Genomic DNA, 26,656 nt, shown 5'->3' with positions numbered 1-26,656 from the left:
GGGACACCAACGACCGTGATTGAACTTCAACGACTGTGGCACCGTCTGGCCAGTCGCGTGCTCGATCGCTGGCTGGCCTTTCGCCTGGTCGAGCCGGAGCCCTTTCGGCTCGCTTCCGCGCTGCCGACATTCTATGTCATCGCTCGCCCCTCGATGACCGACGAACTCGCCGTCGAACGCCTGAGCCGCGATCTCCACCTTCCCGACGCCGACGCATGGCATCCCTTCGGCCACGGCGGGCTACCGGCCTGCTTCGCCCTGCCGCGCCTTCGAGGCCGCCGCGGCAGGATCCGAGGCCAGCATTCGGCACATCTGCAGCAGCTGCTGGATGCGCTCGAGGCCGATCCCACGCTGGACGCACAACTGGTGCCGGTCAGCGTGTTCTGGAGCCGCGCCCCGGGCAAGGACTTCGGCTTCTGGAAGATGCTGGCCGCGGACGACTGGGCCTGGAGCGGGCGCCTGCGCCGGCTGCTCTCGGTGATCGTCAACGGCCGCCATCTGGAGGCGCACTTCGGCGAGCCGATCCGGCTGCGGCCGCTGATCGACGATCCCGCCGTCACCTTGACCCAGCGCAAGGTCGCCCGGGTGTTGCGCGTTCACTTCCGCCGCATTCGCGCCCGGGTACTGGGGCCGGACATCTCGCATCATCGCACACTGGTACGGGGCGTGGTCGACAGCCAGCCAGTCCGTCAGGCCGTGCTCGAGGCGGCCGAGGCCAATCGCAGCACACCGGCACGCGAGCGCCGGCGCGCCGAGCGTTACGCCCGCGAAATCGCTTCCAACATGTCCTACCCGGTGCTGCGCTTCTTCTATGAAATGCTCAAACGGCTGTGGAACCGTCTCTACGACGGCGTCGATGTTCACGGGCTGGACGCGGTCAAGGCGATCGCCGGCGAGCGCACGCTGATCTACGTCCCCTGCCATCGCAGCCACATCGACTACCTGCTGCTCTCCTACGTGCTCTACCGGGAAGGTCTGATGCCGCCGCACATCGCCGCGGGACGCAATCTCGACATGCCAGTGATCGGCGCCCTGATGCGGCGCGGCGGCGCATTTTTCATGCGCCGCAGCTTCAAGGACAACCGCCTCTACGCCACCGTCTTCAACGAGTATCTGCACCGGCTGATCGCGAGAGGCCATCCGGTGGAGTACTTCATCGAAGGCGGGCGCTCGCGGACCGGGCGGATGCTCTCGCCCCGCCCCGGCATGCTGGCGATGACGCTGCGATCGTTCGCGCGGGACGCGATCCGGGATGTCGCCTTCGTGCCGGTCTACGTCGGCTACGAAAGCGTACTGGAGAGCAGCAGCTATCTTCGCGAGCTCCGCGGCGGCGGCAAGAAGAAGGAGTCTCCGCTCGACCTGCTGCGCGTGCTCAAGCATCTCCGCGAGCCTCACGGCCGTGTCACCGTCAGCGTGGGGGAGCCGCTATCGCTGGCCAGCTTCCTGAACGAAACGGCGCCGGACTGGCAAGTCGAGCCCGCTTCGACACGCCCGGCATGGCTGAATCACGCCGTTCCGCGGCTGGGCGAAACGCTGGCGCGCCGGATCAACGACGCCGCCAGCCTGAATGCCGTCTCGCTGGTAGCGATGACGCTGTTGGCAACGCCGCATCACACCATCGAATCCGACCTGCTGGCACACCACATCGGCCTGCTGGTCAGGCTCCAGAAGACTCTGCCCGGCAGCCAGCGCTGCCGGCTGCCGACGGGCGAACCGGCCGAATGGATCGATCATGCCGTGAATCTGGGCTTCGTCACGCGCCAGCCCCAGACACTCGGCGAGCTGATCACCGCACGCCCGGAGCAGGCGACGTTGCTGACCTGGTATCGCAACAACGTGCTCCATCTGTTCATGCATCTCGGGCTGGTGGCATTCGCCTTCCGCAACAACGCCGCCTTCTCGCTCGACGATCTCGACGCGCTGCTGACACCGGCCTGGCCGCTGCTGGCGCAGGAGCTCTATTTCGCGCCGCCGGACGATCCACGACAGCGCCTGGCGGATACCCTTGCCGTATTGACGGAAGAAGGCCTGCTGCAAGCTACCGACAACGGCTGGCGCCGGCAGCCCGGGCATCTCGAATCCAGCGAGCATCTGCGACTGCTGGGGCAACCGGTGCAGCCCACGCTGGAGCGCGCCTATCTGCTGCTGGCGTCGCTGCTGCGCTATTCCAGCGGCGAACTGACCCGGGAAGTGCTGGAAGAACATAGCCGTCAACTGGCCGAACGCTTGACACTACTGGCTGGGCTCAACGCCCCGGAGTTCTTCGACAAGCGGCTGTTCAGCGGATTGCTGGACACGCTCGAACAGCAAGGCTGGCTACGCGTCGAGAATGAGCATCTCTTTTACGAAGAATCGCTGGCACGCCTGCAGCGGCGCAGCCGGGCGCTGTTCGACCCGGAGCTGCGCCACCGCCTGGTGCGGTTGACGCGCCAGTAGGCCTCGCTTTCTCCTCCGACGGCCTGTCAGACCAGGCGCCGCGCGGCCTCGCGACGGCGCTTGAGCTCGTAGATCACCGCCATCCCCACCGTGAAGAGGATCATCAGCAGCGCCAGCGCATTCACTGCCGGCGTCAGCCCCGTACGGACCTTGGAGGCAATGTAGATCGTCAGCGTCGTGTCGTAGCCGGCAACGAACAGTGTGGTGTTGTAGTTCTCCAGCGATTGCAGGAACGCCAGCACCGCCGCCGACAGAATGGCCGGCTTGAGATACGGCAGCAGGATCCGGCGGAACATCTGCCACTGGCTGGCGCCGAGATCCAGGGCCGCGCGTTCCAGCGTGCGATCGAAGCGCTGGAGCCGAGCCGCCACCATCAGCATGACGTAGGCGGCGATAAAGGCGCTCTGGGCGATGATGGTCAGCCCGATGCCGCCGTTCACGCCCCAGTTCCGCCAGAAGATCAGTGTCGAGATGCCGATGATCACGCCCGGCGTCAACAGCGGCGACAGGATCAGCGCGTAGATGATGGATTTGCCGCGCCCCTCGACCGTGGTCAGGAACAGCGCGCTCGCCACGCCGATAGGCAGCGCCAGGCACAGCACGCCGACGGCCACCAGCAGGCTGTTGACCAGCGAGCTCCACATCCCGCCATCGGCCCACAGCGCCGAAAACCACTGCAGGGTGGTGCCGGTCCAGGGCGTGACGGTCGGGAAGCGGCTTTCGTTGAACGTCGCCGCCGCCATGATCATCAGCGGCAGGAACAGATAGACGAAGAAAACCAGCAGATAGGCCTTGAGCGCCCAGGAGAAGAATCGCGATGAACTCATGAAGCGCTTTTCCTATTTGGCAATGTCGCCGAGCCCGACCTTGAAAATCCGCATGATGACGGTGACGAAGACGATACACAGCACCAGCAGCAGGAAGGCGTAGGCGGCTCCCTGATTCCAGTCCCCGCCTTCGAAGAACCAGTTGTAGATGATCTGCGTGAACCAGCGGCTGCCCGGCGAGCCCAGCAGCGCCGGCACCGCATAACTGCCGGCCGCCAGCATGAACGTCATGATGCAGCCCGTGGCGATGCCCGGCTTGGCATGGGGAATCACGATGCGCCGATGGGTGCGGCCCCAGCCTGCGCCCAGATCCCGCGCGGCCCGAATCTGGTTGGAATCCAGGCTTTCGATGGCGTTATAGAGGGGAAAGACCATGAACAGGATGTAGGCATAGACCATGCCCACCAGCACGCCGATATCGCCATTCAGAAAGCGGATCGGTCGATCGATCAGGCCCAGCGCGAACAGCAGCTCGTTGAGCGGACCGCGAAAGGCGAAGATGATGTACCAGGCAAACGTCCGGAGTATCTCGTTGATCCAGAAAGGGATGATCAAAAGCAGCAGGCACAGCGCCGCCTGACCTGGCGTCGCGACCTTGGCCAGATAATAGGCCAGCGGGTAGCTGACGATCAGCGTCAGCACGGTGACGAGAACACTCGACCAGATCGTCTTGAAGAAGATCGCGAGGTGGATGTCGTTGTTGAAGAAGGTGACATAGTTGGTCAACGACCAGACATCCTTCTCGCCGCCGCGTTCGGCCGGCAGCAGCGAGGGATGGAACGAGTAGTCGATCATCTGCCATTGCGGCAGCAGCACCATCACGATCAGCCAGATTCCCAGCAACGCGACGATGGCCATGGTCAGCGGAACGCCAAAACGATTACGCAATTGCTGCCACATCGATGGCCTCCTCGCTCGGCTGACCGGCCTCGGCCCCCGCCAGCACCACGGCCTGATTCGGAGAATAGTCCAGCCGGCAAACGCTACCGACGGCAAACTGGCCTTCGAGAGACTCACCTGCCGCTGCATGCGGCACGTGGGCTCGGATCGTCGGCCCGTGCTCCAGCGCGATCTCCAGCGTCAGCCATGCGCCCTCGAAGTGCTCGGTCCGGATCACCCCGCTGAGCGGCAGGCGCCGGTCATCGGCTGGCCCCACGCGCCACTGCTCCGGTCGGACATAGAGCGTCGCCTCGTCTCCCGGCTCGAGCGGGTCCGTGGAATGACCTGCCAACGGTGCCGGCAGCCCGACATCCAGCGTCACCATTCCCGCCTCCCGGGACACGACACGGCCCGGGAACCGGTTGTTCTCGCCCACGAAATTCGCCACGAAGTCGGTCTTAGGCTGGCGATACAGCGTCATCGGATCGGCGACCTGCTGGATGCGCCCTTCCGACATCACGGCGACCCGATCGGACATGGTCAACGCCTCGCCCTGATCGTGCGTGATGTAGATGAAGGTGATACCGGTCTTGCGCTGAATCGCCTTGAGCTCGGTACGCATATGCTGGCGCAGCTTGAGATCCAGCGCCGACAGCGGCTCGTCCAGCAGCAACACCCGGGGCTCGACGGCCAGAGCGCGAGCGATCGCGATCCGCTGCTTCTGGCCACCGGATAGATCGGCGACCGGCTTGTCACCACTGCCGACCAACGCCACCAGTTCGAGCAGTTCATCCGCTCGCCGGCGACGCGCCTGACGGTCGATGCCCCGCACTTCCAGACCAAACTCGATGTTCTGGTAAACGCTCATCAGCGGAAAGAGCGCCAGATTCTGGAAGATCATCGCCGTCGGACGGCGGTTGACCGGCACCCGGGTCATATCCGTGCCACCGATAGCGACGCTGCCCTCGCTGGGGGTAAGAAACCCGCTGATCATGTTCAGCAAGGTAGTCTTGCCGCAGCCGGAAGGACCGAGAAAGCTGAAGAACTCGCCCGACTCGATCTCCAGCGAAGTCGGCTGAATCGCCGTAAAATCGCCAAATCGCATGGCGACCTGGCGCAAGGATACGCGACCGTCCATGAAGTCCTCTTGGAGTGATATCGTTACTGGAAATCCATGGCATCTCGGCAATTCCCCGTGTCGTCTCACACGGGGAATCGTGGCAAGAGAAAGGCTTACGCCGACAGGTAGCGATCCTGATACTCGTTACGCAACGCGACGTACCACGGGTCCTGCACCGGCCACCACCAGAGGTTGTCCAGGTCCTGCTGAGTGTAGGAGTCCTTGAAGAACTGGCGGGTCGCCTCGGGCAGCAACTCCTCGGCGCCGACGGCGGTGGAGTTGTAGCCGGTCGACTTGACGAACATCGCTCCCGCTTCCGGGGTGTAGTACCAGTTGATCAACTCGTAGACCGCGTCGACATTCTGCGCATTCTGGGGTATCACGAACCCTTCCATCCACGCCATCGCACCTTCCTTCGGCGCGCCATACGCGATGGGCTCGCCTTCGGTCTGCAGGCGGAAGGCGGTGCTGTCCCACGTCTGGCCGACCAGCGCACCGTTGGTACGGAAGGCGCCCTGCGCTTCATTCTCGGTCGACCAGAACTGGATCACCATGTCCTTGTGCTTGAGCGCTTCGGCCAGGATGACGTCGAAGTTGGCGCGCATCGCCTCTTCGGTCTTGAACGAATCGAGCAACGGCCGAGGCAGTTTGCCCTGCCCTTCCAGCCACAGGCCGATGCCGACCAGTGCGGAGTGCGCCCGCACGGTCACCCCGGGGCCGATTTCCGGGTTCCACAGATCGCCATAGCTCAATTGGGACCGGTCGATATCCGTATAACGGGTGTTGTAGGCGATAGCCTCGGTGCCCCAGTCCGACGGTGCAAAATAGCGCTTGCCGTCGACCATGCCGCCGACTTCCGAGCCCTTCATCGCGGTATCCAGGCAGCCATCCCAGCGAATACGCGACGTATCCAGCGGCTGGATCAACTGGTAATCCAGGTAGCCAGGCACACGATCCACGGTCGGCATGATCACATCGAAGCCGGAACCATCGGTGGCCCGCAGAGAATTCATCAGCTCGTCATTGGTGCCGTAGGGCGTGAAGGTCGCCTTGATGCCGGTCTTGGCGGTGAAATCCGCGAGCATTTCGTCGGTGAAATAACCCGCCCAGGCGTAAATGCGCAGCGTCTGATTCTGGGCAAAAGCGCGATTGATATAGAAAGGTACCGAAGCGGCGGCACCGGCAGCCGCAGCCCCCTGCAAGAAACGACGACGGGAAAGGGTCATCGAAAGGTCTCCTGTTGTTTGTCGACCCGCCGCCCGGATTGACGAAGACACCGGCTAGCGGAAAACGTTGTTATACGACAGACCTGTTACGACAGCGTGACGCTTCATATTGGCATTTCGTGGTTATTGAACGCCCGCTCAAAAAGAGATTACCAGCCTGTCATGGAAAAGACATCTAGACGAAGGCGAGCCGCGAGCCGCGAGCCGCGAGCCGCGAGCCGCGAGCCGCGAGCCGCGAGCCGCGAGCCGCGAGCCGAAAAAAATGCGCGCCGCTTGCCGATAAGGCAAGCGGCGCTCGAAGCTCGAAGCCATATAAAATCCACGTACGAAAAAGCCGGCCCTGAGGCCGGCTTCGTTCGATAGAGTGGCTCAAGCAGCCACTCGAATCGGATTCAGCTTAGAAGCTGTAGACAGCACCGAAGGAGACAGCGTCGCCCAGGTCGTCTTCACGATCAAAACTGGCATACTCGACGAAGGTGTACATAGCCGGAGAAAGGTTGTATGTAGCACCGACCATGTATTCGTTGAACGAATCATCACCGTCGTAATCGCCAGACTGGGTCACGTTGTGGCCGCCATCAGCGTTGGTGTACGCCATCGGGTTGGTGACTGCCGCAACTTCCTGGTCGGCGTCGACGTACTGGTAAGCACCGTACACGTCACCGAAGCCGTAGCCGTAGCGAGCACCCAAGGCATAACGATCGATGTTGCCATCTTCGCCCATGTAGTCGAGCTTGGTACGCTCGGCTTTTGCAGCCACCACCAGCGTGCCGATGGCGTACTGAGCGCCCAGGCCGTAGGCGTCAGCCTTGATGTCGTCGCCACCGGTGGTGGACTCGAGCTCATAATTGTTCAGATCGTCGTAGATAGCCGCGACAGAGAAACCGCCAACGGCGTACTTCAGACCGCCGAACAGGGAGGCATTGGAGCCTTTGTTCTCGTAACCGTCTATATCGTTGCCATGCCCACCGTACTCGCCTTCCGCATCACCCTTGTACTGGGTGCCGACGACGAACTGCAGACCACCCATCGACGGAGACAGATACTGAACCTTGTCACCTTCGCGGTCGGCATTGGCGTCTACGCCGAAGTCATCACCGTAGAGACGACCCAGGTCGGAAGAGGAGTCGGTAACGTCCACAAACTCGACGTTGGAGATCGGATCCTGAATCCAGTCGTCGATGATCGGATCCCAGGAACCGACACGCAAGTCACCGAAGTTGCCTTTCAGGCCCAAATAAGCCTGGTCACCATTATTGATGCCGCCGCTGATTTTCTCTTCGTCGGCGTTGTGCTCGAACTCGGCCTTGAAGTAGCCGGTCAGGCCCGGGTTGATGATGTGCTGACCGGAGAAACCGATGGTCGAGCCGTTGTCGAGCATCTGATCTTCGCTATCAACACCACCATTACCACCATTAGCGTCGCCGTCGAAGGTTTCCTGATCAGCATAGGCGATCTGGATGTTGCCGTAGATGTCGAGCTGCGTGCCGTCCTGGTTGTAGACAGTCGCTGCCTGGGCAGCGGCGGAGGCGCCCAGGGCACCAGCAATAGCAGTCGCTAAGAGCGTCTTTTTCATCGCGATAGGTTCCTTAACTAGCTTACTGTTCGATCGTGTCTGCAGATGCAGTCGGCTTCGGCACCTTCAACCAGCTTCGTCACGCGAACGAATGACGGCTGCGGAACTTGGAAGCCTTGTTATTGTCCAATGCTCGCCCGGAAACCATATACCGGACGTTGGAGGAACGCAACAAGAAAAAAACACTGTTTTCGTTCCCTGCGTGAACTCCCGTTTTCCCTTCCACGCCACGCAATGGTCGAGGATACCGGGGCTCGCAGCCTAGCCTTGGGCGATGACAATCCCATGACACTCCGTGGTCAGGCAAGTGCAAGCGGTAGAACATCGTACGATTCGCCGCCATATCAAGACTAAAGTTCAACAGCTCATCATGACGCTGCCTGCCCGGCGCCGCCCTCGTCTCGGTTCACTCTTGCGGGTCCCGGTTCACTCCTGCGGGCGTTGCCCGTGCTTGGCCAGTAGCGCCCCGATCTTTCGATCCAGCTTTTCCGACCGCTGCTGCGTTTCACGCGCTTTCTGCTTCTTCTGCAAGGCTTCCAACTGTCGCTTGGCGTGCTTGGCCTCGTCAGCCGTAACGAGTTCGCAGTCCTCCCCCGCCATGTCGACGCGCCGCGCCCCCTCTCGCACCGATTTCAGATAGCGCGGCAAATGCACGTAGCAAGCCAGGGCGCGACGAACCAGCTTCTCCGGCCAGGGCTCCACCTCGCACAGGTCGAGATGAATGCCGGTTTTCAGCGGCCGTGTGTGGCCCTTGAAGAACGTCCTGGGATAACGCTTGTACCACTGGGCAAGCAACGCATGTGGGGAAGGCGCTTCGTGTTCGGCACCGAACGCCAGCGAATTCTGCGGCTGCTCGGGACGTGTCTCGACCGGCGCCGAGTCATTCGATGAGGTGGGCGAATGTGCGTCGGGCGAGAGCGAGGCGGCCTCTTCAGCCGGTGGATCGGCGCGGGTGGCCTCTGCGGCTTCCGCGACCTGCCCCCCTTCTTGCTGCACTGTCTCGGAGGGTGAACTATTAAGTGACGGCGCCGAAGTCAGGCGCTGCAGCGGAGAGACCGGCTGCCCCGAATTCGAGCGGGCAGCTGCCTCGCCCTCTTTCGGCCGGGGTCGCCGGAATGCCAGGTTCCCCAGTCCGCGTGCGCGGGTTCCGCCGTCCGGGTCTTCGTTATGATCCTGTCCCTTGACCACCATCGGATCCAGTTCCGCCAGAGCGAGCAACCGCTCCTTGAGCGCCCGGTTCTCGGCCTCCAGGGCGCGGCACCGCTCTTTCTCGGCTTCCAAAGCGGCCTGACCCGCTTCGACCTGGTGCTCGATGGCAGCCAGGAGCGCCTGTGTTCGATCCGTCAACACGGCACAACTCCTCTCAAGTCCTCTCAATCCACATCGGGACACGCCGTCGCTCATCCTGACGACAGGCACTCCATCCCGCTCGGGCGCATGTTTTTTCTTGGGCGCATGGCCTCTTTGGCGACTCAGCCAGAGCCAGGCGTGCGGCGATATTGGACGAAAGCATAATCCGGCCGATCCGGCTGCGACACCATGGGAATGCGTTCCACCTCCTCCCACTGATCACGCTCGAAGTCGGGGAAGAAGGCGTCGCCCTCCACCTCGACATCCACCTCGGTGAGGTGGAGCCTGTCGGCAACCGCCAGCGCCTGCCGATAGATCTCGCCTCCGCCCATCACCATGATCTCGTCCGCGCCATCGATCAACGCTTGATGATCGGCGAGTTGCAGCGCCTCGTCCAGCGAGTGACACACCCGAATTCCCTCGCGCTGGTAGTGAGAATCGCGCGTTATCACGATATTGAGCCGCCCCGGCAGCGCGCGGCCGATCGATTCGAACGTCTTGCGTCCCATCACCAGCGGCTTGCCCAGCGTGAGGGACTTGAAGCGCTTCAGGTCTTCGGGCAAATGCCACGGCAAACGGTTGTTCACGCCGATGACGCGATTGCGCGACATTGCCGCGATCATCGCCACCGGCGTTTCCAGCTTCAGTGATTTCACATCGTTCATACGGCGATCGGGGCCTTGATGGATGGGTGAGACTCGTAGCCCTCGATCGCGATGTCCTCGAAGCGGAATTCGAACAGGTCGTCGATCGCCGGGTTGAGCTTCAACCTCGGCGGCGGCAACGGCTCGCGGGACAGTTGCAACCGGGCCTGATCGAGATGATTGAGATAGAGGTGGGCATCCCCCAGCGTATGCACGAATTCGCCGGGCTTCAGCCCGCAGACCTGAGCGACCATGTGGGTCAGCAGCGCATAGCTGGCGATGTTGAACGGCACGCCCAGAAAGATATCCGCGCTGCGCTGATAGAGCTGGCAGGATAGCTCACCGTTGGCGACATAGAACTGGAACAGCGCGTGACAGGGCGGCAAGGCCATCTCGTCGACCAGGGCAGGGTTCCAGGCCGAGACGATGTGACGGCGGGAGTCCGGATTATGGCGTATCTGCTCGACCACCCTGGCGATCTGATCGATATGCTCGCCATCGGGCGCGGGCCAGCTGCGCCACTGGTAACCGTAGACAGGCCCCAGGTCACCGTTGGCATCCGCCCACTCGTCCCAGATGGTGACGTTGTGTTCATGCAGGTAGGCGATATTGGTATCGCCTCGCAGGAACCAGAGCAGCTCATGGATGATCGAGCGCAAGTGGAGCTTCTTGGTGGTCACCAGCGGGAAGCCCTCGCGCAGATCGAAGCGCATCTGATGACCGAACACGCTAAGCGTACCGACACCGGTGCGATCGGCTTTTTCAACGCCGCTGTCGAGCACGCGCTGCATCAAGTCGAGATAGGGCCGCATGGGCACGCTCCTTTACGGTGACAGGCCCACCGCGAGAGATGAGCCTGTCGAAACACTTTATCAAATTCGAAACGGTTGAAAATCGGAGCATTCGCTCACTCGGCGCGCCCCGCTCAGCGGGCAGTTCGATCCTCGCGCGCGTCGTCGACACCATTGTGCCGCGACCAGACGATCAGTGCGATACCGGCAAGAATCATCGGCAACGACAGCAATTGCCCCATGGTCAGCCAATCGAAGGCGATGAAGCCCAGTTGCGGGTCCGGACGACGAAAGAATTCGGACAGGAAGCGAAACGCGCCGTAGCAGATCAGGAAGAGCCCCGAGACGAAGCCGCGCCGACGCGGCGTTAGCGAGACGATCCAGAGCACCCCGAACAGCACGACACCTTCGAGAAAGAACTGGTACAACGAAGAGGGATGACGCCCCTGCCCGCCCATGCCCGGGAAGACCAGCGCCCAGGGGACGTCGGTCACGCGGCCTGGCAGTTCATGATTGATGAAGTTGCCGATACGCCCGGCACCCAGCCCGATCGGCACCAGCGGCGCGATGAAATCCGTCAGCTGGAAAAACGCCAGGCCGTGCTTGCGCGCGAACAGCAGCGCTGCCACCAGCACCCCCAGCAGGCCGCCATGGAAGCTCATGCCACCGTCCCAGACCTGGAATATCCACAGCGGATTTTCCAGCAGGCGGTCCAGGCCGTAGAACAAGGCATAGCCGATACGACCGCCGAGAACGACCCCCAGCGCCCCGTAGAACAGCATGTCGCCGATATCGTCCGGCTTGAGTCCCAGGCGGTCGGCGCGTCGACGCCCCAACCACCAGGCCCCCACGAAGCCGATGACGTACATCAGCCCGTACCAGTGCACCTTGAGCGGGCCCAACGAAATGGCCACCGGGTCGATCTCGGGGTAAGCCAGCATGCTTTCTCCTCGGCTACGGGATAGTCCAGATCGTCGAGGTTAGCCGATCATCAGCTTGACCCCCACCACGATCAGCAGGAGGGCAAAGATACGTCGCAGCGTCCTGGCAGGCAATGCATGAGCGACTTTGACCCCGACCCGGGCCATCGGCACGCTGGTCACCATCAGGCCGAGAAAGGCCGGCCACATCACGTAGCCCGTCGCCCCCGCGGGTAGCGTCATCTCGCCCCAGCCCACGACAACGTTGGTCACGGTGCCGATCAGCGCGATCGGCAGGCCGATCGCCGAGGAGGTGCCCACCGCTTCCGTCATGCGGCTGGTGAAGCGCGACAGCCAGGGCACCGACATGACGCCACCGCCGACGCCGAACAGGGTCGAGACGCCGCCGATCACCGTCCCGGCCAGCGTCATCGGCCAGCGGCGCGGCACCTGCCCCTGGGTCGCCGGCGGGCGCGTCAGCAGCATCTTCAGTGCCATCAGCACCGCGAAAACGCCAAAAAGGTGTGTCAGCGCATGTCCAGGCAACGCCGACGCCAGCAGCACGCCTAGAATACCGCCGACGACGAGCCCCGGGATCATCAACCGCAGCCAGTCCTGGCGTACGCTACCCCGGCGCCAATGGCCCCAGGCCGAGGACGCGCCGGTCACGACGATCGTCGCCAGCGACGTACCGACCGCCAGATGCGCGACTACGGCGGGATCGAAACCCTGCGCCAGAAAGGTGAAGACCAGCGCGGGAACGATGACGATGCCGCCACCGATACCGAACACGCCCGCCATCAGACCGGCAGCGGCGCCGACCAGCAGATAGATCGCAATGGCGGTCAGCATTCGATGTCCCCCATCCATGCGATAGCATCATCGACTGGGGAAAGCGAAGCATCTACCGCCGGCGCGGCAATGGCAGGGGGGATGAAGACTGGCATGAAGCGGTCCTGTAGAGAGCGAGGCATCGGAAGCAGGATATCGGGTGGCTAGACGTCGCACGAGCGTCGTGGGCGGATCGCTAGCGCGCTTATGTTACGCTGCTGCCAGGGCCGTGTCATGGCAGCGGCCTCCCCGTCCGGATTGCCCCTTCACCCATCAGGAAACCGCCACATGTGCTTGATCGTGTTCGATTGGCAGCCCCAGGCCGCGATGAAATTACGCCTCGCGGCCAATCGCGACGAGTTTCATGCCAGGCCGGCCGAGGCCCTGCATCGATGGCCGGATGCCGAACTGACCGGCGGTCGTGACCTGGTGGGCGGCGGTACTTGGCTCGCGGCGACGCACTCCCGCGTGGCCGCACTGACCAACGTACGAGACGGCCTGGCACCGATGCTCCCCGAGGCCCCCAGTCGCGGCCAGCTCGTCCGCCAGGCGCTGGAAACCGATGATTTGACGAAGTGGCTGAACAGCCTGGCCGAAGGCGGCGCTGAACCCTACGCCGGCTTCAACCTGCTCGTCATGTCGAACGATCGACTCTGGACGTTTCATCACAGCCGTCACGGGACTCGCTGGCAACTCGTGGCGCCCGGCCTGCACGGGCTTTCCAACGCCACGCTGGATACGCCCTGGCCCAAGCTCGTTCGCGCCCGCGACGCCTTGCAACGATCGCTGAACGCCCCGGACTGGCGAGTCGGGATGTGGTCGGCCATGCGTGACGTGCGCCCGGCGCCGGACGACGAACTGCCGGACACCGGCATCGGCCAAGAACGCGAGCGGTTTCTGTCGCCGCCGTTCATCGAGGGGCAGGCGTACGGGACGCGGGCGACGACCCTGGTCACGGTCACCGCCGAAGATACGACACTGGAAGAGCGGCGATTCGGCCCCGCCGGCGAGCCGATGGGCAAGATGACACGCTTGGCAGCGAGCGCGCCGGATCAGTCCTGAGGCGGCAGCAGGTGCCCTATCTGCCAGTCCGTCATTCGCTGTCGCAGGTGCGCCCTGACCACTGCCGTGGTGGGCAGAGAGAGCGTCTCCGCCACCAGCGACCGGGCATCCCCGATACTGACGCGCCGGATCGCCGCCCGCACCCGTGGCAGGCTGGGCGCGTTCATCGACAGCGCATCGAAGCCCATGCCCATCAGCAGCAGCGCGCCGGAGGGATCGCCCGCCAGCTCGCCGCAGACCGAAGCCGGAACCCCGAGCCGCTGGCTCTCCTCCGCGAGCCGTGCCAGCGCGTTGAGCACCGCCGGATGACAGGCATCGTAGAGACTGGCGACACGCGCATTGTTGCGATCGACCGCCAGCAGGTACTGGGTCAGGTCGTTGCTTCCCACCGAGAAGAAGTCGACGCGCTCGGCCAGCGCCGAAAGCTGGTAGAGCGTCGCCGGCACCTCGATCATCACGCCCACCTTGGGCGATGCCACCTCGATGCCGTCCTCGGCGAGCTCCTGCCGGGCACGCGCCAGCAGGCGCAGCGCGGTATCGACCTCGTCCACGCTGGTGATCATCGGCAACAGGATACGCAGGTTGTCCAGCTCGCGGGAGGCCATCAGCATGGCCCGCATCTGGACCATCAGCACTTCGGGATGATCGAGGGTAACGCGAATCCCCCGCCAGCCGAGGAACGGGTTGGCTTCATTGATGGGGAAGTACGGCAGGTCCTTGTCACCACCGATGTCGAGCGTACGCATCACCACCGGCAGGGGCGCGAAGCTGGAAAGCTGCTCGTGATAGAGCCTTGTCTGCTCCTGCTCGCTGGGGAAGCGCTCGTTCATCATGAACGGTACTTCCGTCCGGTAGAGCCCGACACCGCTGACACGCGGCTTGAGCTGCGCCACCGCATCGACCGCCAACCCAGTATTGACCATCAGCGGCATCTGGTGGCCGTCGGATGTTTCGCTGGGCAGATGCTGTTCGTGCTCCAGCACTTCCGCCAACGCCCGTTCCTCCTTGATCAAGCGCTCGTAGCGCTTGGCCAGCTGAGGCTCGGGGCGCACGAACAACCGCCCCCGGTGGCCGTCGAGAATCGCCTTGGCCCCGTTGATTCGGGGCAGCGGAAGATCGACCATGCCCAGCACCGTCGGGATGCCCATGGCCCGCGCCAGGATCGCGACATGCGAGTTGCTGGAACCCCGGATCGACACCAGCGCGGCCAGACGCCCTCTGGGTAGTTCGCCCAGCGTTGCCGCACTGATCTCGTCACCCACCAGGATGGTATTGTCCGGGTACGTCGAAGGCGTCATTTCGTTGCCTTCCTGGAGGTGCGCCAGCACTCGGCGGCCCAGATCGCGAATATCCGTCGCCCGCTCGCGAAGATAGCCGTCGTCGACGCGCTCCAGGTATTGGGTATGGCGGCGCACCACATCGGCAAGCGCCCCCGGTGCCCACTGCCCTTCGCGAATCCGCTTTTCGACCTCGTTGCCCAGCGCGGCATCGCCCAGCATCTGCTGGTAGACATCGAAAAGCGCCAGTTCCTGGGTGGAGATACGGCTGGCAAGACGCGCGCCCGCCTTGCGAATATCCTCGCGAACGTGGGCGAGCGCCGCATGCAGGCGCACCACCTCGGCATCCGGATCGGTGGGTATCAGATCGGGAACGCTGTCCAGGTCCGCCGGCGGCGCGATCACCACGATCTCGCCGATCGCCATCCCCGGCGATGCCGCCACGCCGGAAAACATCGCCTGCCCGTCAGGCTCCGTGGGGCGGTTGAGCGTGCCCGACACCAGCGCGTGGGCCAGCACACCGGCCAGCTGCGCCGCCATAGTGACCAGAAAGGCCTCGTCACCTTCGTCGAAGCGGCGTTTTTCCTGCTGCTGAACCACCAGCACCCCCAGCATTCGGCGCTGGTGGATGATGGGCACGCCAAGGAAGCTCGAAAAGCGTTCCTCCCCAGTCTCGGCAAAATACCGAAACTGCGGATGACCCGGCGCATCCTCGAGATTCAGCGGCTCCTCCCGCTGGCCGACCAGGCCGACCAGGCCCTCGCCCAGACGCAACGTCACGATACCCACGGCCTGGGTACGCAAACCGATGGTGTCCATCAGCACCAGACGATCGCGCTCGCGGTCGAAAAGATAGATGGAACAGACATCGGTGCGCATCGCCTTGCGGATGCGGCGCACCATGGTGGCCAGCGCGGCATCCAGGCTACGGGCGCCGTTGACTTCCTGAACGATGCGGCGAAGGGTATCGAGCATGAGCCTTTTTCTTGTGGGCGAGGTGATCCTCGTCGTGGCATCGGGACGGGCATTGCCAGCTACCCCCCTGATACGAGCTTCGAAAGCAGGCGCCTCGAAAGCCGGTATCAGGGGCACGCTGGGCGCCCCATGAATTCTGTTGGCGGCCTTGCCCTAAAGCCTGGCCATTTCCTCCAGTGACAGTCGATGAAACTCAGGCGCCAGCTCCCGTAGCGCGCGCCGGTAAACCTCGCGCTTGAACGAGACGACCTGGCCCAGAGGATACCAGTAACTTACCCATCGCCAGCCATCGAATTCCGGTTTGGGCGTGCTATCGACACAAACCCGACTGTCGTGACAGCGAATTTTCAGTAAAAACCACTTCTGTTTCTGGCCAATACAGATTGGTTTCGAGTGCGTTCGGACCATGCGTCGGGGGAGACGGTAACGCAGCCATCCTCGCGTACAAGCCACCACATCGACATCCCTCGAGGTCAACCCGATCTCCTCCTCGAGTTCCCGGAAGAGTGCCTGATGCGGTGTTTCGCAAGCCTTGATACCTCCCTGCGGAAATTGCCACGCTTCCTGACCCGCCCGACGCGCCCAAAGCAGCTGGCCGTCACAGTTGGCAATGATGATGCCAACGTTCGGCCGAAAGCCATCGGCGTCTATCACAGCGTTCACCTTAGCTCAATCGTCGTTGACATCATTCTTCCACAAAGCGAGAAAGGGCATCAATACGCCTTAAGCCAACCTGCCATAAAACCTTGAAAAGAAGGCATCTTATCCTGTCACCGTTGGTGACGAAGACACGATCGACCGGAGCCGACACCCGAGCGCGACCGGCGTGGGCAAATCCACGGGAGTTTGCGATACTGCCGAGCGCTCGGGCTCATGCCTCCGAGCGACAAGATTCCTGATCCACAACTTGATCCACAAAACATGCGGTACGCAAACGGGAGCCAACCTTGAGCCTGGCCATCTTCGATCTCGACAACACCCTGCTGAGCTGTGACAGCGACCATGCCTGGGGCGAATTTCTGGTGGAGCAAGGCGCCGTGGATGGCGACGCCTATAGTCGCGCCAACGATCAATATCTACGGGACTATCAAGCCGGTCAGCTGGACATCATGGCGTATCTGTCGATGGCGCTGAAACCGCTGAGCGAGCATAGCGAAGAGCAACTCAACGCCTGGCATCAACAGTTCATGGCCTGCAAGATCGAGCCCCACATTCTGCCCCAGGGCGAAGAGTTGCTGGCCTGGCATCGTCAGCGCGGGGATTTTCTGCTGATCGTCACCGCCACCAACCGCTTCATCACGGGCCCTATCGCCCAGCGTCTGGGGGTCGACGATCTCATCGCCATCGAGCCAGAGCGCGAGAACGGGCGCTATACCGGCCGCGTCGAAGGGGTTCCCAGCTACCGCGAAGGCAAGGTCACGCGGATCCGGCAATGGCTGGAAGACCAACCCGCCCTGACGCTGGACGACGCCTGGTTCTACAGCGATTCGATCAATGATCGCTACCTGCTCGAGGAAGTGGCCACGCCCGTGGCGGTCGATCCGGACGACGAGCTCAGAGCACTGGCCAACGAGCGAAACTGGCGCGTGCTTTCGCTGAGATAGCCATCGGCGCCACCCGAGTGGGTGATTCGGCGGACTGAGCCGGTGGTTCGGCGGAAAGGCGAGGCAAGGAACGGAAGGACATAGACCGAGAAGCCCCGGCCAAGGCCGGGGCTTACTGTTAGACCGGGGTTTACTGTTAGACCGAAGTTTACTGTTCGATAGCGGCAAGACGATCGACTTGGGGCGGAGGTCAATCCGTCCGTACGGATTGGTCATCCGGCACCCGGGCCACGTCGACAGGCGCATGCGCCGCATGCAGACGACCGATCAACTGATCCTCGAGATCGAATCGCTCCGTCATGCTTCCACCGAGCTTCTCCAGCCAGCCGGGAAGACGGTCGGTGTAGCGCTGACAACGCGACGGCGTGGCGTATTCGTTATCGAAATCGAGCACCAGCTGCGTCGAGGCATCGACCCGCGCCAGCAGCTTGTCGGCTACCGCCAGCGCCTCGCGATCCTCGAAGGCTTTAGCCTCTTCTCGCAACTGCGGGTAGATCTCGAAATGCCCGGCGCTGATGTAATCCATCAAGGCTTCACTGAAGGTATCGATGCGCGTCTTGGACACCGCCGAGAGGTCGGCATCGCAGAATTCACGCAGATCGACCAGCGTCACGAGCATGTCATAGCGCTGTTCCAGCCATCGATCGATCAGTGCATGAACGCCACCCCAGCGCTCCTGAGCGGTTTTGCAATCTTCCAGCATGATCAGCCTCTCCCTCGTCGCCTCTCTCCCTCATCGCGTGTTTTCCAGGAGACATGGCATCCTATTTCAGGACGCCTGCCCCGCCGGCTCGCGAACCGTCTTACCACTGTAGCGCACTCGAGATACGATCATCATCACCGGAATGATGCCCAGGACGACGAATCCGGCCAATGTCCACTGCGGCAACGTCACGCCCCACAGGGCCCCTTCGACCGCCGCGCACTCGCCGGAACCATGCAGCACCCGGGCCATGACGTCCCATAGCGGCAACATGTCCATCATGTAGTCAAGGCCAGGCCCGCAGCTGGGCACGCTATCCGGCGGCAAGGTCTGCAGCCAGACATGCCGTCCTGCCACACCGATCCCGCCCAGCACGGCGAGCAGAGAGAGCCCCGCATAGACGAAGCCACCGCGTCGTCTGGGGTTATGGATCGCGCCGATCAGGAAGACGATACCCGCGGATATCACGGCGACGCGCTGAAAGATGCACAGCGGGCAGGGCTCGAGACCGACGCCATACTGCAGGTAAAGGGCGACGGCCATCATGAAGCAGCACATCAACAGGCCCAGCACGCACCACTGGCGAACGCTTGCCTGCGCTATCCAACGCTTGATTTGCATGTTCCTTCCCACTGCATGCCGGAACGCAATGGCACCGGCGGTTTTCTAACCTCGACGACAGTCGGTTCCGAGGACCTTCGTCGAACGCCATGATTTCATGATTTACGGGTTCACTGACTCATGCGGCAGAACGAGGTTCCCTCGCCCGCTGGAAATAATCGGCGATGAACTGCGCGAAGGAAACCTGATCCTCGGCCTCGATGTCGTGCTGCTGCTGATGCGAGGTTTCGACCAGCTGGGAAAACAGCTCGGCGCGGGATTCATCCATCGGCGTCGAGCGCCAGTGCTCGCCTTGCGCCTTGGCGAGATCGGCAATCAGATCCGCCCACTCGCCCCCGTGTGCCTGCATGGCGCGCAACATCTGCGCCGAGGGCGTCAGTTCCGGATCGTCCAGCCGCGGGGCGATGGCGTTGATCGCGGCGACATGGAGATCATCACCCTCGATGGCATCCAGCAGCTCGGCGACCTGGCGCATGCCATCGATGATCTCGTGCCCACGCGTGCGCAGAGGCACGCGACGGTCGCCGATCTGCAGTTCCAGGTCCGGGTCGCGCCCCCGCTCCACCACCAGGCGGCGGTTGTCGTCCAGGCGGTCGCACTCCTCGTCCGGAATCCAGGGGCTCTCGGAGAGCAGGCACCAGAGCAGGAAGGTATCCAGGAAGCGCATCTGCGGCTCGTCGATCCCCAGCGGCAGAAACGGGTTCAGATCGAGGCAGCGCACCTCGATATACTCGACGCCACGCGCTTCCAGGGCCTGGGTCGGCGTCTCGTCGTGCCGTGCCACTCGCTTGGGGCGAATGTCGCTGTAATATTCGTTCTCGATCTGCAGGATGTTAGCGTTCAACTGGCGCCAGTCGCCGTCGACCTCGACGCCGATCCGGCGATAGTCCGGCCATTCGGCGGAAATGGCATGGCGCAGCGTACCCACGTAGTTGGAAAGCGAGTTGAAACAGATCTTCAACTGCTCCTGTACCTTGTTCTGGTAGCCGAGATCCGACATGCGCAGGCTGGTCGCGTAGGACGCATAGAGCGTTCTCTCGCCCAGCGGCTGGAGCTTGTCGCTGCGATCGTCGCCACCCTCGCCCAGGAAGCTCCGGTCCAGCGCCGGCGAGGCGCCGAACAGATAGAGCAACAGCCAGCTGTTGCGCCGGAAGTTGCGGATCAGATCGAAGTAGCGGGTCGAACGGTAGCCCTGCAACGACTCGTCCTGGCGGCCTTCCAGCTTCTGCAGCATCGGCCAGATATCGTCCGGCAGCGACACGTTGTAGTGGATACCGGCGATCGACTGCATGATGCGACCGTAGCGCGCATCCAGCCCCTTGCGATAGACATGCTTCATGGTGCCGATGTTGGAGGTGCCGTAGTCGGCGATCGGAATGCTGTCGTTGCCCTGGAGTCGAGCCGGCATGCTGGCCGGCCAGATCCACTCGCCGTCGAGCTGGCGATAGGTGAAACGCACCAGGTCGCCCAGAAACGAGAGCGCATCGGCAGGACGGCAATAGACCGGGGTGATGTACTCGAGCAGTGCCTCGGAGTAATCGGTCGTGATATGCGGGTGGGTCAGCTTGGAGCCGAGCCCATGCGGATGAGCGGTCTGGACGATGGAACCCTCCGCATCGACTCGCAGACCTTCCTTTTCGATGCCCCGCCGTAGACGACCAAGCAATCCCTTCTGGGCCGGCGCCATCAAGTGGCCGACGTTCGTGGCGAGTTGATCAGACACGCTCAACACCTTATCTCGTTGGAGGAGCGCCGCTCCCCCGTTTGTCCGTGCGTTGACGATGCCGAAAGGAGATCGCTCCCGTTTCGGTCCGCCTCGAGCAAAACCTCATTATGGAGCCGGCGATAGCGCTTTCAAGGCTAACGACTTTTTACTTGACCACCAGCGCCTGCCGAAGCCTCAATGCGAACCGCGTCGCTGCGCCTTGAGCAGCGCCTCCGCCATCGCACCGCCGGGCTGCGCGGATTGACGATCGCCGCCGCCCTGACGAGACTGCCGCCCTCGCCCTGCGTCACCACGGCGAGACTTGCCGCCACCGGCGCGACGCTCTCCCGGAGACGTCTTCTCGCTGGCCGTGTCACCGAGTCGCATCGTCAAGCCGATGCGCTGGCGCGCCACGTCGACCTCCATCACCTTGACCTTGACGATGTCGCCGGCCTTCACCACCTGACGCGGATCGTCGACGAACTTGTCGGCCAGCGCGGAAATATGCACCAGCCCATCCTGATGCACGCCGATATCAACGAACGCCCCGAAGTGGGTCACGTTGGTGACGACCCCTTCCAGCAGCATGTCGGGTTCGAGATCGCTGATCTTCTCGACGCCCTCGCGGAACGTCGCCGCCTTGAATTCGGGCCGCGGATCGCGGCCTGGCTTGTCGAGTTCCGCCAGGATATCGATCACCGTCGGCACCCCGAACGCGTCATCGACTGCTAGTGCATCTTGCAGATAATCCGAAGGCTTGAGCGACTTGAGATAGCGGCTGTCGCCGATCAGGCCGCCCAGCTCCCGGCCGTTGCGCTCGGCGATGCGCGCCACCAGCGGATAGGCTTCCGGGTGCACGGCGCTGGCATCGAGCGGATTGTCTCCGCCCATGATGCGCAGGAACCCGGCGCACTGCTCGAAGGTCTTGGGCCCCAGCCGGTCGACGCTCAGCAGCTCCTGACGAGTGCGAAACGGCCCTTCGCGATCGCGCCGCGCGACGATGTTGTCGGCGAGCATCTTGCTCAGCCCGGACACTCGCGACAGCAGCGCGCTGGAGGCGGTATTGAGATCCACGCCCACGGCATTGACGCAATCTTCGATCACCGCCTCGAGACTGCGGGACAGATTGACCTGGGAAACATCGTGCTGATACTGGCCGACCCCGATCGACTTGGGATCGATCTTGACCAGCTCGGCCTGCGGATCCTGCAGGCGCCGGGCAATCGAGACCGCGCCACGAATCGAGACATCGAGATCGGGGAACTCCCGTGCCGCCAGCTCCGACGCGGAATAGACCGAGGCGCCGGCCTCGCTGACCATGACCTTGGCAACCTGGCGCGGCGCCACGCGCTTGACCAGCTCGGCGGCGAGCTTGTCGGTCTCGCGGCTGGCCGTGCCGTTGCCGATCGCGACCAGCGACACCTCATGGCGCTCGACCAGATCGGCCAGCGTCGCCAGCGCCTCGTCCCAGCGCTTCTGCGGCGCATGCGGGTAGATGACCGCCTGCTCGAGGAAGCGGCCGGTGGCATCGACCACGGCGACCTTGCATCCGGTGCGCTGACCGGGGTCGAGCCCCAGCGTGGTGCGCGGTCCGGCCGGCGCCGCCAGCAGCAGGTCCTTGAGGTTGGCGGCGAATACATCGATCGCCTCCTGCTCGGCCCGCTCCCGCAGCCGTCCCATCAATTCGGTTTCGAGGTGGGTGTAGAGCTTGACGCGCCAGCTCCAGCGAACCACCTCCTTCAACCAGCGCGAAGCGGGCTGCTCGGCGCCGAGATCGATGCCGACGTGGCGCGCGATCGCCACTTCGGCGGGATGAATCGGCGCCTCGTCTTCTCCCGCCATCGTCAGCGAGAGCGACAGCACGCCCTCCTTGCGTCCGCGGAACATCGCCAGCGCCCGATGCGACGGTGTCCTGGCGAGGTTTTCGTCATGCTCGAAGTAGTCGGAGAACTTGGCGCCTTCCGTCTCCTTGCCCTTGACCACCCGGGCGCGAAGCTGCCCCTCTTCCCACAATCGCTCGCGCAGCCGGCCGACCAGTTCGGCCTCTTCGCTGAAGCGCTCCATCAGGATCTGCTTGGCCCCGTCCAGCGCGCTCCTGGCATCCTCGATGCCATGGCTCTCGCCGGTGGCACTATCGATGAACGCCGCCGCTTCACCGTCCGGATCGAGGCCGGGATCGGCCAGCAGCCGGTCCGCCAGCGGTTCCAGCCCCGCCTCCCGGGCGATCTGCGCCTTGGTCCGACGCTTCTTGCGATAGGGCAGATAGAGATCTTCCAGCCGCTGCTTGGTGGTGGCTGCCTCGAGCTCGGCGCGCAGCGCATCGGTCATCTGCCCCTGCTCGTCGATCGCCTGCAGGATCGCCTCGCGACGCTCTTCCATTTCGCGCAGATAGCGCAAGCGCTCTTCGAGTGCGCGCAGCTGGCCATCGTCGAGACCGCCGGTGACCTCCTTGCGGTAACGGGAGATGAACGGGACAGTGGCACCGCCATCCAGCAGTTCGACGGCGGCATTGACCTGATTGGAGCGAACGCCGAGCTCATCGGCGATCAACGCAATGATTGCGGTTTGAGTCTTGGACATGAAAACCATCACGATAGGTAGGATCGCGCCACGTTAGCACACCGGCGCGGGAGGCTCACACTCCGGCGGTATCGAAGTCGCACAAACCAGACGGGGATGGCCGATGGCCATCCCCGTCAGATACCGCACGACTCGCGGCAGGCAGCTCGACGAACCCGTCTCGGACAGGCGCCGGCGTGTCTACAGGCGCCAGAGTATCGTATCTACAGACGTCAGAGCGTCTGCGGGCCGGCCGCGACGATCGCGGCATCGACATCGTCGAACTTGGTGAAATTGGCGATGAACTTGGTCACCAGCGCATTCATCTGTTCGCGATAGGCCTCCTGGTCGCTCCAGGCATCACGCGGGTCGAGCAGCTTGGCATCGACCCCGTCCACCGCCAGCGGCACGTCGAGATTGAGCCCTTCGATATGCCGGGTCTCGATGTCCTTCAGGTCGCCTTCCTGGATGGCGCGAATGATGGCGCGCGTCGTCGGAATGCTGAAGCGGCTGCCGCCCTGGCCGTAGGCCCCGCCACTCCAGCCGGTATTGACCAGGTAGACACGAGACTCGAAGGCCTCGATGCGCTTGATCAGCAGGTCGGCATATTCATGCGCCGGGCGCGGGAAGAACGGTGCGCCGAAGCAGGTCGAGAACGTCGCCTCGAGGCCGCTGGTGGAGCCCATCTCGGTCGAACCGACCTTGGCCGTGTAGCCGGACAGGAAGTGATAGGCCGCCGCTTCCTTGGAGAGCAGCGAGACCGGCGGCAGCACGCCGCTCATGTCGCAAGTCAGGAAGATGATCGCGCTCGGCTCGCCGGCGCGGTTTTCCTCGACGCGCTTCTCGACGAACTCCAGCGGATAACCGGCGCGTCCGTTCTGGGTGAGGCTGTCATCGGTATAGTCGGGCACCCGATCCCCTGTCAGCACCACGTTTTCCAGCACGGTGCCGAAACGGATGGCGTCCCAGATGATCGGCTCGTTCTTGCGCGACAGATCGATGGTCTTGGCATAGCAGCCACCTTCGAAGTTGAAGACGGTGCCTTCACCCCAGCCATGCTCGTCGTCGCCGATGAGATAGCGCTCCGGATCCGCCGATAACGTCGTCTTGCCGGTGCCGGACAGCCCGAAGAACAGCGTGGTTTCCCCGTCCTCGCCGACGTTGGCGCTGCAGTGCATCGGCAGCACGTCCTTCTCCGGCAACAGGAAGTTCTGCACCGAGAACATCGCCTTCTTCATCTCGCCCGCGTAACGCATGCCGGCCAGCAGCACCCGGCGGCGCGCGAAATTGATCATCACCGTGCTTTCGGAACGCGTGCCGTCACGCTGAGGATCGCAGACGAAGTCGGGGGCGCTCAGCACCGTCCACTCGCTCTTGTCCTTGGGGTTCCAGTTCTCCGGGCGCACGAAAAGGTTGCGCCCGTAGAGGTTGTGCCAGGCCTGCTGCGTGATGACACGAATCGGCAGGTAGTACTCCGGATCGGCGCCGACATGCAGCTCGGAGACGAAGGTATCGCCGCCCGCCAGGTAATCCTCGACCCGCTCCCACAGTGCATCGAACACGCCCGGCCCGATCGGGCGGTTGACCTGCCCCCAGTCGATCAGATCCGAGGTGGAGGGCTCGTCGACGATGAAGCGGTCCAGGGTGGACCGGCCAGTGCGCTCCCCCGTCTCCACCACCAATGCACCATTGGCGGCCAGCACGCCTTCTCCTCTTGCGAGGGCATATTCGACCAGCTCGGCCGTGGTCAAATTGGAGTGCGCTTTCGCGGGGCGGGAATCGCCGGCAGCCTGGAACGAGGCTTGAGAGGTGGTCATTATCCGGTCCTGGGCGCTGAGGCCTCTGTTTTCGTGTCGTTTCACAGCGTTGAAGGCCCGCCGCTGCGACGCCTGGCGGGCGAAAAAGGATCGTCATTATGGCAAAAAGCGCCCGGCGCGCAAACGCCGGGCGCCCGGGGCCGATTCCGCTCTGATCAAGGCGCCTGACGTTGCCGAGCGCCCAGCTCAGTGCAGCGTCGGCGATGGCGCCTGGGGCGAGTCGATGATCGCCTCGATTTCTGCCGCACTAAAATGGTACCGGGTATGACAAAAATGGCACTGCGTATCGATCGCCTTCTGCTCGTCCAGAATGCTGCGCAGCTCATCGGCCCCGAAAGTATGCAAGGCGTTGGCGATGCGCTCCCGCGAGCAGGTGCAGCCGAACGCCAGCGCCTTGGGCGTAAAGACCCGCGTGGTCTCTTCATGGAAGAGCCGGTACAGCACGTCCTGGGCCGGCAGCGCCAGCATCTCGTCGTCGGTGATGGTGGACGCGAGGTGGACGACACGCTCCCAGGCATCGGGATCCTTGTTGGAAGCGTCGTCCGGCAGCTGCTGCAACAGCAGGCCGGCACTGCGCTGGCCGTCGGCGCTCAGCCACAGGCGCGTCGCCAACTGCTCCGACTGCGCGAAGTAGGCCTCCAGGCAACTCGCCAGATGGTCGTGCTCCAGCGCCACGATGCCCTGATAGCGGTTGCCCTCGGCGGGATCGAGGGTGATGACGATCTGGCCGTCGCCGACCAGCTGTCGCAGCGTGGCGTTGTCGGCGAATACCTGGCTCTCGTCATAGCGGGCGATGGCCCGCAGCTGGCCGCCCGGGTTGGACTCGGCCATCAGCACGTCGACGCCCTGCTTGCCCCGGATCTCCAGGCTGACCGTGCCATCGAGCTTGACCGTCTCGGTCAGCAGGGCCACGGCGCTCAACAGCTCTCCCAGCTGGTAGCGGATCGGCTCGGGGTAGTCCTGGCGCTCGAGCACTTCCCGGTAGGCGGACTCCAGTTGCACGATCTCGCCACGCACGTTGGTATCGTCGAATAGAAAACGCTGGATTTCATCGTTCATGAATCATGATCTCGTCGGACGCCGGACGAATCGCAGAGGATTGCCCGGCAATGGCAGATAGGGGTTGGCAGGCAGTTCACGGCGCCAGCGCGCCAGACGTTCAGTCGTCGGTGTGCTGACGCTGGAAGCGGTGGATATCGCGGCGCTGGCGCTTGTCCGGTCGCTTGATCGGCGGCTGCATCACCTGATTGGCCAGCTTTCGCTGATGCGCTTCCCGCGCGCGACGGTCGATGCTGTCGGGGGTTTCGGCATAGAGTTGCTGCGCCTCGGGCGCGCCGCGGCGCTGGTCGGACAGCGCCAGGACCTCGACGGTCGCGTTGTCCCAGCCTTGCGGCACCTCGATCAGCGCCCCGACCTCGACATTCCTGCTGGTCTTGACGCGATTGCCGTTGTAGCGGACCTTGCCGCCCTCGATCGCTTTCTTGGCCAGCTGACGCGTCTTGAAGAATCGCGCCGCCCACAGCCATTTATCGATACGTACTGTTTCACTCATGGTCTATCACCTCGACTCGCCTGGCAGCCGGTCGGGCTTGACCGATCGTCGCGAGAAAAACGGATTTTGAGTCAAGTTCATCGATCGGATAAGGCGAATAGCTCGCTATTTAACGCATCCGATCGAATAAATTGGCCAAAAGGCCGGAATTCGCAGCAGATCAGCGTTAAGTCCGACAGGC

22 protein-coding genes are annotated in these 26,656 nt (G+C 63.2%); 3 read left to right on the top strand and 19 right to left on the bottom strand.

Going from position 1 to position 26,656, the window contains the following annotated elements; translation table 11 throughout:
• Window positions 1-15: 15 nt before the first annotated feature.
• Window positions 16-2,436, top strand: a complete 2,421-nt coding sequence (gene plsB / locus R5R73_RS06175; protein ID WP_322529152.1) for a glycerol-3-phosphate 1-O-acyltransferase PlsB — start codon at window positions 16-18, stop codon at window positions 2,434-2,436.
• A 26-nt stretch (window positions 2,437-2,462) separates the two neighbouring features.
• Here plsB and R5R73_RS06170 read toward each other — a convergent pair whose 3' ends face one another.
• The 10 genes from R5R73_RS06170 to R5R73_RS06125 form a co-directional block, all read right to left on the bottom strand.
• Window positions 2,463-3,263 (bottom strand): ABC transporter permease, encoded by an 801-nt coding sequence (locus tag R5R73_RS06170; RefSeq protein WP_322529151.1) that lies wholly within the window; start codon window positions 3,261-3,263, stop codon window positions 2,463-2,465.
• 12 nt (window positions 3,264-3,275) lie between these two features.
• Window positions 3,276-4,163 (bottom strand): ABC transporter permease, encoded by an 888-nt coding sequence (locus R5R73_RS06165; protein WP_276232251.1) that lies wholly within the window; start codon window positions 4,161-4,163, stop codon window positions 3,276-3,278.
• A complete protein-coding gene (locus tag R5R73_RS06160) occupies window positions 4,144-5,280 on the bottom strand; it encodes an ABC transporter ATP-binding protein (RefSeq protein ID WP_322529150.1) in 1,137 nt (378 codons plus the stop codon). Before R5R73_RS06160 ends, R5R73_RS06165 begins: the two co-directional genes overlap by 20 nt.
• A gap of 95 nt (window positions 5,281-5,375) precedes the next feature.
• On the bottom strand, window positions 5,376-6,488 hold the full coding sequence (locus R5R73_RS06155; protein WP_322529149.1) for an extracellular solute-binding protein: 1,113 nt from the start codon (window positions 6,486-6,488) through the stop codon (window positions 5,376-5,378).
• Window positions 6,489-6,885: 397 nt separating this feature from the next.
• Complete coding sequence (locus R5R73_RS06150; RefSeq protein WP_322529148.1) at window positions 6,886-8,064, bottom strand: porin; 1,179 nt, start codon at window positions 8,062-8,064, stop codon at window positions 6,886-6,888.
• A 426-nt stretch (window positions 8,065-8,490) separates the two neighbouring features.
• The gene (locus R5R73_RS06145) at window positions 8,491-9,414 is read right to left on the bottom strand and encodes a ProQ/FINO family protein (protein ID WP_322529147.1); all 924 of its coding nucleotides are present in this window, start codon (window positions 9,412-9,414) and stop codon (window positions 8,491-8,493) included.
• Window positions 9,415-9,536: 122 nt separating this feature from the next.
• On the bottom strand, window positions 9,537-10,079 hold the full coding sequence (locus tag R5R73_RS06140) for a dihydrofolate reductase (protein WP_110631435.1): 543 nt from the start codon (window positions 10,077-10,079) through the stop codon (window positions 9,537-9,539).
• Complete coding sequence (locus R5R73_RS06135) at window positions 10,076-10,870, bottom strand: thymidylate synthase (RefSeq protein WP_276232255.1); 795 nt, start codon at window positions 10,868-10,870, stop codon at window positions 10,076-10,078. Before R5R73_RS06135 ends, R5R73_RS06140 begins: the two co-directional genes overlap by 4 nt.
• A gap of 113 nt (window positions 10,871-10,983) precedes the next feature.
• The gene (lgt, locus tag R5R73_RS06130) at window positions 10,984-11,790 is read right to left on the bottom strand and encodes a prolipoprotein diacylglyceryl transferase (protein WP_087719224.1); all 807 of its coding nucleotides are present in this window, start codon (window positions 11,788-11,790) and stop codon (window positions 10,984-10,986) included.
• Between the two features lie 39 nt (window positions 11,791-11,829).
• Window positions 11,830-12,621: a sulfite exporter TauE/SafE family protein gene (locus R5R73_RS06125; protein ID WP_322529146.1), complete on the bottom strand. Its 792-nt coding sequence runs from the start codon at window positions 12,619-12,621 to the stop codon at window positions 11,830-11,832.
• Between the two features lie 267 nt (window positions 12,622-12,888).
• On the opposite strand from R5R73_RS06125, the gene R5R73_RS06120 reads away from it, so the two are divergent.
• Window positions 12,889-13,662, top strand: a complete 774-nt coding sequence (locus tag R5R73_RS06120) for an NRDE family protein (protein WP_322529145.1) — start codon at window positions 12,889-12,891, stop codon at window positions 13,660-13,662.
• On the opposite strand, the gene ptsP is transcribed toward R5R73_RS06120, so the two are convergent.
• Together ptsP and R5R73_RS06110 are read right to left on the bottom strand one after the other, a co-directional pair.
• Window positions 13,653-15,914 carry a phosphoenolpyruvate--protein phosphotransferase gene (gene ptsP, locus R5R73_RS06115; protein WP_322529144.1) on the bottom strand — a complete coding sequence of 754 codons (2,262 nt, stop codon included), beginning with the start codon at window positions 15,912-15,914 and terminating at the stop codon, window positions 13,653-13,655. The genes R5R73_RS06120 and ptsP overlap by 10 nt on opposite strands.
• Before the next feature lie 153 nt (window positions 15,915-16,067).
• The gene (locus R5R73_RS06110; protein ID WP_087719308.1) at window positions 16,068-16,568 is read right to left on the bottom strand and encodes an RNA pyrophosphohydrolase; all 501 of its coding nucleotides are present in this window, start codon (window positions 16,566-16,568) and stop codon (window positions 16,068-16,070) included.
• Between the two features lie 293 nt (window positions 16,569-16,861).
• Here R5R73_RS06110 and R5R73_RS06105 point away from each other — a divergent pair, with 293 nt between their 5' ends.
• A complete protein-coding gene (locus R5R73_RS06105; RefSeq protein WP_322529143.1) occupies window positions 16,862-17,518 on the top strand; it encodes an HAD family hydrolase in 657 nt (218 codons plus the stop codon).
• 190 nt (window positions 17,519-17,708) lie between these two features.
• Here R5R73_RS06105 and rsd read toward each other — a convergent pair whose 3' ends face one another.
• The 7 genes from rsd to R5R73_RS06070 form a co-directional block, all read right to left on the bottom strand.
• Window positions 17,709-18,221 (bottom strand): sigma D regulator, encoded by a 513-nt coding sequence (rsd, locus tag R5R73_RS06100; RefSeq protein ID WP_322529142.1) that lies wholly within the window; start codon window positions 18,219-18,221, stop codon window positions 17,709-17,711.
• A 66-nt stretch (window positions 18,222-18,287) separates the two neighbouring features.
• Window positions 18,288-18,842 carry a disulfide bond formation protein B gene (locus R5R73_RS06095; RefSeq protein WP_303854585.1) on the bottom strand — a complete coding sequence of 185 codons (555 nt, stop codon included), beginning with the start codon at window positions 18,840-18,842 and terminating at the stop codon, window positions 18,288-18,290.
• A gap of 118 nt (window positions 18,843-18,960) precedes the next feature.
• Entirely contained in the window at window positions 18,961-20,529 is a 1,569-nt protein-coding gene (gene gshA / locus R5R73_RS06090) for a glutamate--cysteine ligase (RefSeq protein ID WP_322529567.1), read from the bottom strand.
• A 213-nt stretch (window positions 20,530-20,742) separates the two neighbouring features.
• A complete protein-coding gene (locus R5R73_RS06085) occupies window positions 20,743-23,127 on the bottom strand; it encodes a Tex family protein (RefSeq protein WP_322529141.1) in 2,385 nt (794 codons plus the stop codon).
• Window positions 23,128-23,339: 212 nt separating this feature from the next.
• Complete coding sequence (locus tag R5R73_RS06080) at window positions 23,340-24,923, bottom strand: phosphoenolpyruvate carboxykinase (protein ID WP_322529140.1); 1,584 nt, start codon at window positions 24,921-24,923, stop codon at window positions 23,340-23,342.
• 186 nt (window positions 24,924-25,109) lie between these two features.
• Window positions 25,110-25,982, bottom strand: a complete 873-nt coding sequence (gene hslO, locus R5R73_RS06075; protein ID WP_276232261.1) for an Hsp33 family molecular chaperone HslO — start codon at window positions 25,980-25,982, stop codon at window positions 25,110-25,112.
• Window positions 25,983-26,082: 100 nt separating this feature from the next.
• Window positions 26,083-26,475 (bottom strand): RNA-binding S4 domain-containing protein, encoded by a 393-nt coding sequence (locus R5R73_RS06070; RefSeq protein ID WP_087719216.1) that lies wholly within the window; start codon window positions 26,473-26,475, stop codon window positions 26,083-26,085.
• Window positions 26,476-26,656 lie beyond the last annotated feature (181 nt).

The sequence above is a fragment of the Salinicola sp. LHM genome (genome assembly GCF_034479735.1).
Lineage (GTDB): Bacteria > Pseudomonadota > Gammaproteobacteria > Pseudomonadales > Halomonadaceae > Salinicola > Salinicola salarius.
Note: the sequence above shows the minus strand (reverse complement) of the source record. Positions and strands in the feature narration are given on the sequence as shown.

Excerpts from the sequence above, each read along its gene's own strand:
- R5R73_RS06170 (WP_322529151.1), bottom strand. The coding sequence starts at position 3,263 with ATGAGTTCATCGCGATTCTTCTCCTGGGCGCTCAAGGCCTATCTGCTG.
- R5R73_RS06165 (WP_276232251.1), bottom strand. The coding sequence starts at position 4,163 with ATGTGGCAGCAATTGCGTAATCGTTTTGGCGTTCCGCTGACCATGGCC.
- R5R73_RS06160 (WP_322529150.1), bottom strand. The coding sequence starts at position 5,280 with ATGGACGGTCGCGTATCCTTGCGCCAGGTCGCCATGCGATTTGGCGAT.
- R5R73_RS06155 (WP_322529149.1), bottom strand. The coding sequence starts at position 6,488 with ATGACCCTTTCCCGTCGTCGTTTCTTGCAGGGGGCTGCGGCTGCCGGT.
- R5R73_RS06150 (WP_322529148.1), bottom strand. The coding sequence starts at position 8,064 with ATGAAAAAGACGCTCTTAGCGACTGCTATTGCTGGTGCCCTGGGCGCC.
- R5R73_RS06140 (WP_110631435.1), bottom strand. The coding sequence starts at position 10,079 with ATGAACGATGTGAAATCACTGAAGCTGGAAACGCCGGTGGCGATGATC.
- R5R73_RS06135 (WP_276232255.1), bottom strand. The coding sequence starts at position 10,870 with ATGCGGCCCTATCTCGACTTGATGCAGCGCGTGCTCGACAGCGGCGTT.
- lgt (WP_087719224.1), bottom strand. The coding sequence starts at position 11,790 with ATGCTGGCTTACCCCGAGATCGACCCGGTGGCCATTTCGTTGGGCCCG.
- R5R73_RS06125 (WP_322529146.1), bottom strand. The coding sequence starts at position 12,621 with ATGCTGACCGCCATTGCGATCTATCTGCTGGTCGGCGCCGCTGCCGGT.
- R5R73_RS06120 (WP_322529145.1), top strand. The coding sequence starts at position 12,889 with ATGTGCTTGATCGTGTTCGATTGGCAGCCCCAGGCCGCGATGAAATTA.
- ptsP (WP_322529144.1), bottom strand. The coding sequence starts at position 15,914 with ATGCTCGATACCCTTCGCCGCATCGTTCAGGAAGTCAACGGCGCCCGT.
- rsd (WP_322529142.1), bottom strand. The coding sequence starts at position 18,221 with ATGCTGGAAGATTGCAAAACCGCTCAGGAGCGCTGGGGTGGCGTTCAT.
- R5R73_RS06095 (WP_303854585.1), bottom strand. The coding sequence starts at position 18,842 with ATGCAAATCAAGCGTTGGATAGCGCAGGCAAGCGTTCGCCAGTGGTGC.
- gshA (WP_322529567.1), bottom strand. The coding sequence starts at position 20,529 with ATGGCGCCGGCCCAGAAGGGATTGCTTGGTCGTCTACGGCGGGGCATC.
- R5R73_RS06085 (WP_322529141.1), bottom strand. The coding sequence starts at position 23,127 with ATGTCCAAGACTCAAACCGCAATCATTGCGTTGATCGCCGATGAGCTC.
- R5R73_RS06080 (WP_322529140.1), bottom strand. The coding sequence starts at position 24,923 with ATGACCACCTCTCAAGCCTCGTTCCAGGCTGCCGGCGATTCCCGCCCC.
- hslO (WP_276232261.1), bottom strand. The coding sequence starts at position 25,982 with ATGAACGATGAAATCCAGCGTTTTCTATTCGACGATACCAACGTGCGT.
- R5R73_RS06070 (WP_087719216.1), bottom strand. The coding sequence starts at position 26,475 with ATGAGTGAAACAGTACGTATCGATAAATGGCTGTGGGCGGCGCGATTC.